This window comes from Azospirillum sp. TSH100 (genome assembly GCF_004923295.1).
Taxonomy (GTDB): domain Bacteria; phylum Pseudomonadota; class Alphaproteobacteria; order Azospirillales; family Azospirillaceae; genus Azospirillum.
This window is the reverse complement of the sequence record NZ_CP039634.1, coordinates 1,095,175-1,108,335: the sequence shown is the minus strand read 5'-3', so window position 1 is coordinate 1,108,335 and position 13,161 is coordinate 1,095,175. Positions and strand designations below refer to the sequence as shown.

The 13,161-nt window shown below is 66.9% G+C and carries 11 protein-coding genes and 2 tRNA genes; 3 read left to right on the top strand and 10 right to left on the bottom strand.

Annotation, left to right across the window (positions count from 1 at the left end):
- Nucleotides 1-2: 2 nt before the first annotated feature.
- From dnaA to E6C72_RS05275, 7 genes are all read right to left on the bottom strand, one after another.
- Nucleotides 3-1,562: a chromosomal replication initiator protein DnaA gene (dnaA, locus tag E6C72_RS05305; RefSeq protein WP_109864885.1), complete on the bottom strand. Its 1,560-nt coding sequence runs from the start codon at nt 1,560-1,562 to the stop codon at nt 3-5.
- Nucleotides 1,563-2,089: 527 nt separating this feature from the next.
- Nucleotides 2,090-2,350 carry a 30S ribosomal protein S20 gene (gene rpsT, locus E6C72_RS05300; RefSeq protein WP_098740746.1) on the bottom strand — a complete coding sequence of 87 codons (261 nt, stop codon included), beginning with the start codon at nt 2,348-2,350 and terminating at the stop codon, nt 2,090-2,092.
- Between the two features lie 195 nt (nt 2,351-2,545).
- Nucleotides 2,546-3,322: an enoyl-CoA hydratase gene (locus E6C72_RS05295; RefSeq protein WP_109864886.1), complete on the bottom strand. Its 777-nt coding sequence runs from the start codon at nt 3,320-3,322 to the stop codon at nt 2,546-2,548.
- Between the two features lie 108 nt (nt 3,323-3,430).
- Nucleotides 3,431-3,742 (bottom strand): hypothetical protein, encoded by a 312-nt coding sequence (locus E6C72_RS05290; RefSeq protein WP_247876103.1) that lies wholly within the window; start codon nt 3,740-3,742, stop codon nt 3,431-3,433.
- A gap of 135 nt (nt 3,743-3,877) precedes the next feature.
- Nucleotides 3,878-4,720 (bottom strand): bifunctional DNA-formamidopyrimidine glycosylase/DNA-(apurinic or apyrimidinic site) lyase, encoded by an 843-nt coding sequence (mutM, locus tag E6C72_RS05285; RefSeq protein WP_109864888.1) that lies wholly within the window; start codon nt 4,718-4,720, stop codon nt 3,878-3,880.
- Between the two features lie 139 nt (nt 4,721-4,859).
- Nucleotides 4,860-5,810 carry a prolyl aminopeptidase gene (gene pip, locus E6C72_RS05280; RefSeq protein ID WP_109864897.1) on the bottom strand — a complete coding sequence of 317 codons (951 nt, stop codon included), beginning with the start codon at nt 5,808-5,810 and terminating at the stop codon, nt 4,860-4,862.
- 143 nt (nt 5,811-5,953) lie between these two features.
- Nucleotides 5,954-6,030, bottom strand: a tRNA-Arg gene (locus E6C72_RS05275).
- A 463-nt stretch (nt 6,031-6,493) separates the two neighbouring features.
- On the opposite strand from E6C72_RS05275, the gene E6C72_RS05270 reads away from it, so the two are divergent.
- Nucleotides 6,494-8,593 (top strand): methyl-accepting chemotaxis protein, encoded by a 2,100-nt coding sequence (locus E6C72_RS05270; RefSeq protein ID WP_136700661.1) that lies wholly within the window; start codon nt 6,494-6,496, stop codon nt 8,591-8,593.
- A gap of 143 nt (nt 8,594-8,736) precedes the next feature.
- Here the strand turns inward: E6C72_RS05270 and E6C72_RS05265 are convergent.
- A tRNA-Arg gene (locus E6C72_RS05265) sits at nt 8,737-8,813 on the bottom strand.
- Between the two features lie 223 nt (nt 8,814-9,036).
- On the opposite strand from E6C72_RS05265, the gene gpt reads away from it, so the two are divergent.
- A complete protein-coding gene (gene gpt / locus E6C72_RS05260) occupies nt 9,037-9,531 on the top strand; it encodes a xanthine phosphoribosyltransferase (protein WP_012975236.1) in 495 nt (164 codons plus the stop codon).
- A gap of 163 nt (nt 9,532-9,694) precedes the next feature.
- Nucleotides 9,695-11,347, top strand: coding sequence for a hypothetical protein (locus E6C72_RS05255; RefSeq protein WP_109442956.1), 1,653 nt, complete (start codon nt 9,695-9,697; stop codon nt 11,345-11,347).
- A 17-nt stretch (nt 11,348-11,364) separates the two neighbouring features.
- Here E6C72_RS05255 and E6C72_RS05250 read toward each other — a convergent pair whose 3' ends face one another.
- Both E6C72_RS05250 and E6C72_RS05245 read right to left on the bottom strand, forming a co-directional pair.
- Nucleotides 11,365-12,192 (bottom strand): ABC transporter permease, encoded by an 828-nt coding sequence (locus tag E6C72_RS05250; RefSeq protein ID WP_109442955.1) that lies wholly within the window; start codon nt 12,190-12,192, stop codon nt 11,365-11,367.
- Nucleotides 12,189-13,139, bottom strand: a complete 951-nt coding sequence (locus E6C72_RS05245) for an ABC transporter permease (RefSeq protein WP_109442954.1) — start codon at nt 13,137-13,139, stop codon at nt 12,189-12,191. Before E6C72_RS05245 ends, E6C72_RS05250 begins: the two co-directional genes overlap by 4 nt.
- Nucleotides 13,140-13,161: the final 22 nt, after the last annotated feature.

The window sequence follows — 13,161 nt, the reverse complement described above, 5'->3', positions numbered from 1 at the left end:
CGTCAGCTTTCGAGCATGCGCCGCAGCAGTTCCACATCCTCGGCGAAGGACGGATCGGTTGCGCGCAACTCATCCACCTTCTTGACCGCATGCATGACGGTCGTGTGGTCGCGGCCGCCGAACTTGCGGCCGATCTCCGGCAGGGAGCGGGCGGTAAGCTGCTTGGCCAGATACATGGCGATCTGGCGCGGGCGGGCCACCGCGCGGGCGCGGCGGGCGGAATGCATGTCGGCGACGCGGATGTTGTAATGCTCCGCCACCCGCTTCTGGATCTCGTCGATGGTGACGCGGCGGTCGTTGGCGCGCAGCAGGTCGTGCAGCACCTCCTGCGTCGTCTCCAGCGAGATGGAACGGCCGACCAGCTCGGCATGGGCGACGATGCGGTTCAGCGCCCCTTCCAGCTCGCGCACGTTGGACGTGATCTTGTGGGCGAGGAACTCCAGCACCTTCAGCGGGATGCTGGCCTGGAGCGCGTCGGCCTTGGCCTGGAGGATGCCGAGCCGCAGCTCGTAGGTGGTCGGGTGGATGTCGGCGACCAGCCCCCAGCCGAGGCGGGAGCGCAGACGCTCCTCCATCCCTTCCAGGTCGGACGGGCTCTTGTCGGCAGAGATGATGACCTGCCGGTTCTGGTCGACCAGCGCGTTGAAGGTGTGGAAGAACTCCTCCTGCGTGGAGTCCTTGCCGCTGATGAACTGCACGTCGTCGATCATCAGCACGTCGACCGAGCGGAACTGCTGCTTGAAGGCCATCGTGTCCTTGAAGCGCAGCGCCCGGATGAACTGGTACATGAACTTCTCGGCCGACAGGTAGAGCACCTTGCGGTTCGGGTCGTTCTTGCGGATCTGCCAGGCCAGCGCGTGCATCAGGTGGGTCTTGCCCAGCCCGACCCCGCCATAGAGGAACAGCGGGTTGAAGGTCACGGCGGTGGCGTCGGCGACGCGCCTTGCGGCGGCGTGGGCCAGCTCGTTCGGCTTGCCGACGACGAAATTCTCGAAGGTGAATCGCGGGTCGAGGGCGGCCGACAGGTCGGACCGGTCCTCCAGGATCGCCGGCACCGCGGTCGGCGATTCGTCCGACGCCCCGCCATAGGAGGCCGAGGTGTAGACGGTGGACGGCGCGGCGTCTGCGGACAGGCCGGACTCGAACTGTCGCGGGGAAGCACCCGGCGGCGAAACCGGACGGGGAGCCGGGCGCGGGTCCACGGCACGCTGGTCGAACCCACGCTGGTCGAACCCACGGGGCGCCGGAGCGGAGCGGTCGTCGTCGCTGTCGTCATTGTCGGCGACGAGCGCCGCCGGCGGATTGGTGGAGGCGACGATAACGTCGATGGACTGGACTTCCGGATTCTCACCGGACCACAGGGCGCGGATACGGTCGGCATAGTGGGTCAGCACCCAGTCGCGCATGAACCGCGTGGGCACGACGATGCACACCTCGCCGCCGATCAGGCTGGCGACGGACAGCGGCTGAAGCCAGCTCCGGTAGGCGATCTCGCCGACCTCTTCCTTCAGGCGTCCGCGAATGCGCGCCCACTGCTGATCCAACGACACGCCGACCGACATGCTCCCTTACTCCCGCTCCTTCCGCCGGCCGGCCCCGAAACCGGAATGGCCGCCCGTCTGGTCCTGCCCGGAAGACTCCGGACACGGAAAAACCGAACGGAACACTATATCCGAAAAGCACACGCCAGAGTCGACGGGATTGTAAATCCCGCCCCGGGCGCGACAGCTTGTAAGTAAAAGAAGATCGTGCGAATGACCGGGACTCAACAAGCCCTGATCCGGCGTAAGACCTTCAGTATTTCGCTGCTGTGTTCAGACGGACACAGAGTGTTGCATCACCCCAAATTGCCCGACCGAATGGATCAAAAGTCTAACCATACTGCGGAAATCTGGCAATGGGACAGATGGCGAACGGGCTAAAAAGTTAAAAACGTTCGCGTTGACCGCATGATCGATCCGGAATCTCATATGCGATCCTAAGAACAATCTAAGACAATTGTCGAGCATCCACACATTTACTTTAAACGCAAAAAGCCGCGCCCCGAGTCACGGGCGCGGCTTTTTGAAACGAGCGGATGAAGACTCTATCAGAGAGCCTTGATCGCAGCCGACAGACGCGACAGTTTGCGCGACACGGTGTTCTTGTGCAGCACGCCCTTCGACACGCCGCGCATCAGCTCCGGCTGAGCGGACTTGAACGCCTCGGCGGCGGCGGACTTGTCGCCGCTCTCGATGGCACCCTCGACCTTCTTCACGAAGGAACGGATGCGGCTGACGCGGGCACGGTTGACTTCCGTGCGACGCTCGGTCTGACGAATGCGCTTTTCAGCGGACTTATGATTGGCCATGGAAACCCTACTCCGAACGACACGGCTGTCGTGATGCGAGCGCGCCTTATACGCGGCAGCGCACCCCGAGTCAAGGCGTGGACGCCCGATGATTTTGACTAATCGTACTTAAACGACATCTTGGTGGGATCTGAACCGTCCCCCGCAAGATGCAGGGGACGGTTCAGGCGGCAGAGTCGAAGCGACCGTGACGACTCAGCGATTCTTCCAGCCGGCCTGGCGCTTCTCGGCGAAGGCGGCCATGCCTTCCTTCTGGTCTTCGGTGGCGAAGGTCGAATGGAACAGGCGGCGTTCGAAGCGGATGCCTTCGGCCAGCGTCGTTTCATAGGCGACGTTGACCGCCTCCTTCGCCATGGCGATGACCGGCTGCGACAGCGAGGCGATCTTGGTGGCGACCTTCACCGCCTCCTCGACCAGCTCGGCGGCCGGCACGACGCGGGAAACGAGGCCGCAGCGCTCTGCCTCGGCGGCGTCGATCATGCGGCCGGTCAGGACCATCTCCATCGCCTTGGACTTGCCGACGAAGCGGGTCAGGCGCTGGGTGCCGCCGGCGCCGGGGATGGTGCCGATGGTGACCTCGGGCTGGCCGAACTTGGCGGTGTCGGCGGCCAGGATGAAGTCGGCCATCATCGCCAGTTCGCAGCCGCCGCCCAGCGCGAAGCCGGCGACCGCGGCGATGGTCGGCTTGCGGCATTTGGCCAGCCGTTCCCACTTCGCGGTGATGAAGTTGGAGTTGTAGACGTCCATGTAGGAGAAGCCGGCCATCTCCTTGATGTCGGCGCCGGCGGCGAAGGCGCGCTCCGACCCGGTGATGACGATGGCGCCGATGGCGCTGTCGGCCTCGAAGGCGTCCAACGCCTGGCCCAGCTCGGTCACCAGCTGGTCGCACAGCGCGTTCAGCGCCTTCGGGCGGTTCAGCGTGATCAGCCCGACCGGGCCGCGCGTCTCGACGAGGATGGTTTCATAGGACATGGTTGCAGCACTCTCCCGATGGGGCGAGCCCGGTTGCTTCCGGGACTCGTGGTTGTTTGGGGGGTATTGGGTTGCAGGTGCGCGCGAGTATGGCGGGTGCCGCCGCGATCAGCGGGGCGTCAAAGTGAAGCGGACGGCGGTTCCGGCAGCCTTCCTTTGGGCGGTCTGCTGGAATTCCAGCCGCAGCTCCTCGCCCTCGCGGACGAAGACGCGATCGGCGGTCCGGCGCCAGCCCAGCTGCGGCAGGGTCTGGTCGTAGAAGGCCAGCACCGCCTGGCGCGGCACCTCGCCCGACAGCACGCTCTGGACGATCCGCCCGCCCGGCTTGTCGAAGACCAGCGGTTCCGATTCGGCGGACGCCAGCCCCGGCATCACCGGAACATCGGTGGTGCCGGGGACGAAAGGCCCGGAATCGGCCACGACAAGCTGGGCAGCCTGGGCCGGAGGAATGGGAATGAGGAAGCTCCCCAGGCCCGCGACCGCGGGGCCGGCAAGGAGGAAAGCGGCGGACGCCGCCCGGAGCATGGCCGGTAGAGCCGTCATGCCCCAGCTATATCACCGTTGGCGCGCCGCACAAAAGAAAGTCGAGCGGCCGGACTGTACAATCCGTTGAACACCCCCCGTCCGGGCACGTTCGCAGTCGCAATCGGGGCAGCCCTCCCCTTCCCGGTCGTAGACGGCGAACTGGTGCTGGAAATAGCCCAGTTCGCCCGATGCCTGCCGGTAGTCGCGCAGGGACGAGCCGCCGGCGGCGATCGCGCGCTCCAGCACCTCGCGCACCGCGATGGCGAGGCGGTCGACCTCTTCGGCCGCCAGGCTGGCGGCAGTGCGGGTGGGCAGGATGCCGGACTGGTAGAGCGCCTCCGACACATAGATGTTGCCGAGACCGGCGACGATGCTCTGGTCGAGCAGGGCGGCCTTGATCGGCGTGATCTTGCCGGCCAGCCGGCGGGCGAGTTCGGGGCCGGAGAATTCGTTGCCCAGCGGTTCCGGCCCCAGGTTGCGCAGCATCGGGTGGTCGCCCAGCGCGTCGGCCACCGTCAGGTCCATCAATCCGAAGCGGCGGGCGTCGTTGAAGGTGATGACGGTGCCGGCGTCGGTCTCGAACACCACATGGTCGTGCTTGTCGAAGGCTTCGGGGCGTTCCGGCGCGATGATCATGCGGCCGGACATGCCGAGATGGGCGATCAGAACGCCGCCGTCGTCCAGATGCATCAGGATATATTTGGCCCGCCGCCGCACCGCGTCGACGCGGCGGCCGGTCAGCCGCTCGCAGAAGCGCGGCGGAAAGGGAGTGCGCAGGTTCGGCCGACGCTGCTCCACGCGGACCAGCCGCCGGCCTTCGAGATGCGGGGCGAGGCCCCGGCACACCGTTTCGACTTCGGGAAGTTCAGGCATCGGCAGAGTGTGGGGTGGGTGGGGGACGGGTGCAAGGGCGGTTGCTAAAGCCCTCTCCCGCCACTCGCTCAAACTTCGTTTGTGCTGACGGCGTCAGGCGGATCGAAGATCCGCTGAGAGCTCCGGGAGAGGCAGAGACTCACCGATACTCCTTGAACCGCTCCGTCGCCTGGATCAGCGCGGCGCGGATGCCGGGTTCCATGGCGGAGTGGCCGGCGTCGGGAACGATGCGGTAGTCGGCCTCCGGCCAGGCGCGGTGCAGGGCGTCGGCGGAGATCACCGGGCAGACGATGTCATAGCGGCCCTGGACGATCACCGCCGGCAGATGGCGGATGCGGTGGACGTCGCGCAGCAGCTTGTCCTCCGGCGTGAAGCGGTTGGAGCGGAAGTAATGCGCCTCAATCCGCGCCAGCCCCAGGGCGTGGCGGTCCTCGCCGCTCGCCGCGATCAGATCGGGCGACGGCAGCAGGGAGGAACAGCTGCCCTCATAGACGCTCCACACCCGTGCCGCCGCCATGCGCACCATCGGGTCGGGCGAGTCGAGCCGCTTCCAGTAGGCCTCCAGCAGGTCGCCGCGTTCCTCCTCCGGGATATGGCTGGCGAAAGCGGCCCAGGCCTCGGGAAACAGCACACGCATGGAATAGAGGAACCAGTCGATCTCCGCTTTCCGCATCAGGAAGATGCCGCGCAGGATCAGGCCCAGGCAGCGCTCCGGATGGGTTTCGGCATAGGCAAGCGCCAGAGTCGAGCCCCAGGAGCCACCGAACAGGTGCCAGCGCTCGATGCCCAGATGCCGGCGCAGCGTCTCGATGTCCTCGACCAGCCGTTCGGTGGTGTTCTCGCGCGTTTCGCCCAGCGGCGTGGAACGGCCGGCTCCGCGCTGGTCCATCACGATGATGCGGTAATGGGCGGGGTCGAAGAAGCGGCGGTGGGTGGGCGAGGCGCCGGCACCGGGACCGCCATGCAGGAACATCACCGGCACGCCGCGCGGGTTACCCGCCTGCTCCCAATAAACCGTGTGGAGCCCGTCGACGGCGATCGTGCCGGTCTGGAACGGGTCGATGGGCGGATAGAAGTCGCTGCGGGGCATGGCCATGCGTCCAGTGGTGCGGGCCATGAGTGTAGAGGAGCCACCGGGGCTTGCGCCAGAACAACGAAGTTCTGAACCAACACGCCAAACGACAAAGGCCGCCCTGAGGCGGCCTTGCGTGTCGAACTTCGCTTTTGGAGGAATGGCGCGCCCGAAGAGATTCGAACTCCTGACCCTCAGATTCGTAGTCTGATGCTCTATCCAGCTGAGCTACGGGCGCGCTGTGTATCCTTCAATCCCGGCGTCGGCGGCAGTCCGTCGGCGTCGAGGCGCGCAACCTACTCAAAACCATTCTGGGGCGCAAGCGCTTTTATCGAAAAAAATCATGCCCGGCCCCACGGCCGGTCCGATCGCGGTGCTCTCCACCAGCAGCCGGATCGGCAGGGAAAACGTCCGGACATATCAAATTGCACGCCGCCTTCCGTGACAAATCGTCGCAATATTAAGATTTTATAAGAGTTTTCCACTGATATGATCAGGAGTCCGAGAGAGTTGGTCAAAATAATCAACACCAGAAAACTATAGAATTTCTCTGCTACATAGCAAATCAATAAGAATAAATCATAAATGTTCGTTGAAACGGGGTGTTCAACCCTAAAAAAAATCGCCACCCTTTAGGGAACGAGACGCTCACCGGCACCGAAGCGGTATCTCTGCAAACACGGATGAAGTGTGACCTGCCCATGATTCAGCTTCGAAAGACCTCGCTCAGAGCGGTTCTCAGCGTGGTGATCGGTACGATCGGACTGCTCGCGGTTTTCACGAGCGTCTCGGACCTCGTCGATACGGTGCGCAACGCCCGCAACGCCGGTCGCGTCGCCACGCTCGCCTCGACCAGCCAACAACTTTACGAGGCGCTGCGCTCGGTGCGGCTGGAGCGGGCCACAACCCTGGTCCCGCTGAGGGCGGAGGCCGTAGCCGACGAGGCAACGGCGAAATCGGTCGCCGACCTGCGGGCGAAGGCCGAGGCCGCCTTCGCCCCCGGCATGACGGCGCTCGACAAGCTCGACCCGGCGAAATTCGGGACCTACGCGGCGGCGATCCGGTCGAGCCACGACACGCTGAACGCGTTGCGGGCACGGGTGGACACCGCCCTGCGCACGCCCAAGGCCACGCGCGACCGCGCGACCGTCGAGTCCTGGCCGAAGACCGCTGATGCCTATCTGGCCGCCGTTCAGGCGGCGACCGACGCCGTCGATGCCGGAATCGCCCTGGTCGATCCGACCACCGACCAGCTTCTCGCCCTGAAGCGCGCCGCCTGGGTCGTCCGGCTGCGCACCTCGACCGAAATCCTGTCGGCCAGCACCGCCATCGGCGAAGGCCGGCCCTGGACCCAGGCGGAAATCCTGACGGCTGCCGAGGAGCGCGGCCGGATCGACACGGCCTGGACCCTCATCACCGCGGCGGCGAAGCGTCCCGACACGCCCAAGCGCATCGTCGACGCCGTCGAGACCGCCAGGAGCCAATTCTTCGAGACCGGCGGTGCCCGGCGCAAGATCGTCCTCGACGCCCTGTCGGCCGGCGGCAAGACGGACATCACTGCGGAGGCCTGGGTGAAGCGCGAGGCGGCCGACCAGGCTCCGCTCAACGCCCTGGTCAACGCCGCGCTGGAGGAGATGGTCGCCCACGCCGACTGGAAGGCCAACCAGGCCGAACGGGAGCTGATCACTCAATCCGCCATCCTGGCGCTGGCGATCGGGCTGTCGGTCGCCGGGCTGCTGGTGGTATGGCGCCGGGTGACCCGGCCGATCCATGTCCTGACCGTTGCCATCGACCGGCTGGCCCAGCGCGATTACGACGTCGACCTGCCCAATGACGGGCGCGGCGACGAAATCGGCCGGATGCAGCAGGCCCTGCTGGTCCTGCGCGACAACGGGCGACAGCATGCCGAGATGGTCCGGGCGCAGACCGCCGCGCAGGAGGCCGCCGTGGCCCGCACCGCGGCGGTCGACCGGCTCTGCGGCGATTTCAGCGGCCGGGTCGGCACCAGCCTGGAGTCGGTCGAGACGGCAGCCGCCCATCTGATGGGCACCTCGGCGGCGGTGACACGCATTTCGGAACAGTCGGCCGGCGACAGCGGCGCCGTCGCCGCCGCGGCCCACGAGGCCTCGGCCGGCGTCGAGACCGTGGCCGCGGCCGCCCAGGAACTGTCGGCTTCGATCGGCGAGATCAGCCGGCGCATGGCGGAATCCGCCACCATCTCGCAGGACGCAATCGAGCGGACGGAGCGGACCGACAGGATCATCGTCGAGCTGGCCGAGGCCAGCGAGGCCATCGGCGCCATCGTCACCCTGATCGGCGACATCGCCGGCCAGACCAACCTGCTGGCGCTGAACGCGACCATCGAAGCGGCCCGCGCCGGCGAGGCGGGTAAGGGTTTCGCCGTCGTCGCCAGCGAGGTCAAGGGACTGGCCACCCAGACCGGACGCGCGACCCAGGACATCACCAACCGCATCACCCGCATCCAGAGCATGACCCAGGACGCGGTCGAAGGGGTGCGGTCTGTATCGACGGTGATCCGGCAGATGAACGGCGTCACCACCGGCATCGTCGCCGCGGTGGAGGAGCAGGGGGCAGCGACCAACGAGATCGCCCGCAACGTGCAGGAGGTGGCGACCGCCGCCAACCGCATCTCCGCCAGCATCTCCGACCTCGCCCAGACGGTGGAGCAGTCGCGCACCGTCGCCGCCGACGTGCTGGAGGCGGCGGAGCTGATGAACCGGCAGGCGCAACTGCTGAAGGACGATGTCGGCGGCTTCCTGACGGAAATCCGGCGGGCGTAGCGCCGCGTCTTCGGCGATGGAATGGACGGGGCCGGCGGGTCCTGTCCATTCCCGGCCGCAGTGGACCGAAGAATAGGAACAAGGCCTGAAAACACGAAAGGCGGCCAGAGGCCGCCCGATCGTCAGTGTCTGATTTTGAAAGATGGCGCGCCCGAAGAGATTCGAACTCCTGACCCTCAGATTCGTAGTCTGATGCTCTATCCAGCTGAGCTACGGGCGCGCTGTGTATCTTTCGTACCTATCTTTCGATAGTCGGCGTCGGCGGCAGGCCGTCGGCGTCGAGGCGCGCAACATACTCAACGCCCCCCTGCCCTGCAAGCGCTTTTTTCACGAATTTTCGGCGGCGTCGTGACCACCGGTCCGGAGCGCCAAAAGGCGCCCGATTGCCGGCCGGCGGCGGCTGGGTTATACAGTCCACTTGCTGTTTTTGGAGAGTCAGTACCGTGGCCGAAGCCCCCTTCAACAAGCATTTCCCGGTATCCTGGGAAGAGCTCCACCGCAATGCCAAGGCGCTGGCCTGGCGCCTGATCGACCGCGGCCCGTGGAAGGGCATCATCGCGATCACGCGCGGCGGCATGGTTCCCGCGGCGATCATCGCGCGCGAGCTTGAGATCCGCATGATCGACACCGTCTGCGTCTCCAGCTACGACCACCAGCAGCAGCGCAATGCGACGATTCTCAAGGGTGTCGAGGGTGCCAAGGCCGGCGACGGCGAGGGCTGGCTGATCATCGACGATCTGGTGGACACCGGCAAGACCGCGGAAATCGTGCGCAAGATGCTGCCGAAGGCGCATTTCGCCACCGTCTACGCCAAGCCGGCCGGCCGTCCGCTGGTCGACACCTTCATCACCGAAGTCAGCCAGGACACCTGGATCCACTTCCCCTGGGACATCGAGCTGCAGTTCTCGCAGCCGATCGCCAAGCAGCGGAACGGCTGAACGGCCAACCGGAACGCGGCCTCCGCCATCCCGACGGGGAGCCGCGCCCCGGTTCATTACATAAAAATTTACCGTTTGCGTCCTAAATGACGCGCGGCAAAGCGTCTGCGCCCGCCGACGCCTTCCAACCCGACGCCTTCCAACATCGCGTGGCGGCCCGCGCATGACCGATGATCCGACCGGCGACCTCCGCCCGGATGAACTGCCCCAGGACGAGCTGCGGCACAAGATCGACGCCCTGGTGGCGCGGCTGCCCGCCAGCCTCGTCTACAGCCTGCTGAGCGAAATCGAAGGCATGGACAGCGAGCCGACCGACCGGGTCCAGCTCGTCCGCCAATATGTCATCGAGTATCTGAACCGCCAGCGCACCAATCGCGCCCGGCGCCTGTTCACCAACCTGTTCGAAGCCTTCCTGATCGACGACGACGTGCTGTACCACGGCGGCGTCGCCATCCCCGGCATGCTGCAACGGGTCGATGTCGGCGCCCTGTGGGAGGCGCTGAGCCGCGACGCCTTCCCGCTGCTGGCGGTGGAGGCGCAGGAGACGCTGGACGAAATGGCGCGCGGCGACGTGATCGACCGCATCCTGCGCTCCCCCGTCGCCCTGGTGATGCGGGAGCGGATGCGCGTCGCCTCGGTGAAGCATCTGGACACGGTCCTGACGAACAAGAAGGCGGTGGACGAGCTGCTGGCCGGCATGTCGCGCAACCGGCCGCGCCGCACCCGCCTGATGTCGGGCTTCCTGGAAAAGACGCCGCACATCGACGTCGGCACGCTGCGGCTGATGCATCTGGTCCTGACCAACGCCGAAGGGCCGGTGAAGCCGGTCGCCGACCGGCTGGACGACTTCCCCGCCGGTTGCAGCACCGAGGCGGAGGCGAACCGGCTGGCCGACCTGCTGCTGGATGCGACCGAATCGCTGCGCGACCGCTGCGGCGACGATCTGGCCGCGATGCTGCCGCTGTCGGTCCTGTCGGTGAAGCGCAACTATCCGGTCGCCGCCCTCTATATCCGGCAAAGCGGCGTCGATCCGGGGCGCGGCGACGCCATGACCGCGGCGCTGACCGGCCATTTCATCGGCGTCACCCGCGCGCTGACCGCGGCACTGACCGTCATCCTGAAGCTGAACGACCGGGTGCCCGGCTCGGCCATCCGGCCCAGCGCCAAGGAGAAGACGCGGCTGGAGGCGCTGATGCAGCGGCTCGACCAGCTGGTCCACGCCGCCACCTCGGCCGGGCTGATGGAGGACCGGCGCAGCGAGCCGGCCTTCCGCAACGCCTGGACCCAGGCGGCGAAGATCATCGGGTCACGCGTCGCCGCGGTGGCGATGGAACGCTCTGCCCAAGCCGCCGCCGCCCGGCGCCAGCCGGTGATCGACCATGCCGACATCGTCTGGCTGGACCGGCTGCTGTGGCGCTGGCAGTCGATGTCGCGCGACTTCGGCTTCGAGACCTACGATCTGGTGAAGTGGCGCGAAACCCTGCTGGAGGAGCTGCGCGCCAACGTCGAGAAGGCGATGAAGTTCGAGGAGACCGATCCGCTCGACGAGCGGATGGAGCATCTTCTGCGCATCAACGCCATCGCCGGCGTGTTCAGCCAGCGCGTCAGCGCCTGGATTCCCACCTTCAGCCACAACATGACCCGCCTGCTGTCGCACCGTATGGAGCGCGGCGGCGAGCTTGGCACCGACGAGCAGGCGATCATCGACGACCTCGTCGCCACGGCCCGCACCGAAGTCGGCAAGTCGCGCTATTGGAAGAGCAACGAGCTGATGGACCTGATCGAACTGTCGGAGCGGACGCGGCAGGCGGGGTGAACGGTCACATCACCCCCTCACATCACCCCTGACGACCGGTGCCGCGGGTCGAGCCAGTCGCGCAGCCCGTCGCCCAGCATCGTCAGCCCCATGACGCTCAGCGCGATCGCAATCCCCGGAAACACCGCCTGCAATGGCGCGGTGAACAGATAGGTCTGGGCATCGCCCAACATCTTGCCCCAACTGGGGTTGGGCGGCTGGATGCCGAGGCCGAGATAGCTCAGCGCCGCCTCGTTGACGATGGCGACGGCGAACAGGACCGTGGCCTGCACCACCACGATCCCAGCGATGTTGGGCAGCACATGCACCAGCGTCGCCGACAACGGCCCCCGCCCCAGCGCCAGCGCCGCACCGACGAAGGGCCGCCGCCACACCGCCAGCGCCGCACCGCGGGTGACGCGGGCCAGCACGGCAGCATTGAACAGCGCCAGCGCCACGACGACGTTGACCGCCCCCGCCCCCAACGCCGCGGTCAGCAGGATCGCCGTCAGCACGGCGGGGAAGGCGAAGACCAGATCGCCAAGCCGCGCCACCACCTCGTCCCCCCAGCGCCCAAGCCCGGCGGCCAGCAGCCCAAGCGGCACCCCGCCCAGCAGCCCCAGCCCGACCGCCGCCGCCCCGACGGCAAGCGAGTTGCGGGCGCCGACCATGATCATCGACAGAACGTCGCGCCCGAAATGGTCGGTGCCGAGCCAATGGGCGGCGCTGGGCGGCTTCAGCCGGGCGATCACCCGAACCTGCTCCGCCGGATAGGGCGTCCACAGCAGCGACAGCAGCGCCATGGCGACCAGCAGCAGGGTCAGCATGGCACCGAGATACAGGGAGAGGGGAAGCTTCCGCCTCACGACGCCCCCCCTTTCGGCCGAGGGTCGGCCAGGGCGCAGGCGATGTCGACCAGGGCGTTCACCAGCACGACGAACAGCGCCAGCAGAACCACCACCCCCTGCACCACGATCAGGTCGCGCTGGCCGATGGCCTGATAGAGCAGCCGGCCCAGCCCCGGCAGGGTGAAGACATTCTCCACCACCACCGCCCCGGCGACGAGGAAGGAGATTTGCAGCCCGAGCACCGTCGCCACCGGGATCAGGGCGTTGGGCAGGGCGTGGCGCAGCAGGACGGCGACGCGCCCCATCCCCTTGGCGCGGGCGGTGCGGATGTGGTCCTCGGCCAGCGTGTCGAGCACGGCGGTGCGGGTCACCCGGGCGAGGATGGCGGCCTCTGGAATCGCCAAAGCCAGGGCCGGCAGCAGCAGCGCATGCAGGGCAGGACCGACGCCGACGCCCCAACCCGGAAAGCCGCCGGCCGGGAACCAATGGAGAGTCAGCGAGAACAGCAGGATCAGCAGGATGGCGATCCAGAAGCTGGGCATCGACACGCCGAGCTGCGCGAAGCCCAGCACCGCCCAGTCGCCGCCCCTGCCACGCCGCGCCGCCGCCAGCAGGCCGAGCGGCAGAGCGAGAACCGTGCTGAGGGCCAGGGACAGCAGGGCAAGCGGCAGGGTCACCGCCAGCCGCTCCGCCACCAGTTCCGCCACCGGACGGGCGTAGGTCAGGCTGACGCCGAGATCGCCGCGCGCCAGCCCGGCGGCCCACTGCAGGTAACGGGTAAGGATGGGCTGGTCGAGCCCCATCTGGCTGCGCAAGACGGCCAGCGTGTCGGGCTGGGCATTGACGCCCAGCATCAGCAGCGCCGGATCGCCGGGAACCAGCTGCAACACCGCGAAGACCACGATGCTGGCCAGCCAGACGGTCACGATCAGGCTGGCCAGCCGTCGCAGCAGGAACGCAAGCACGCGGGTCTATCCTTACTTGCTT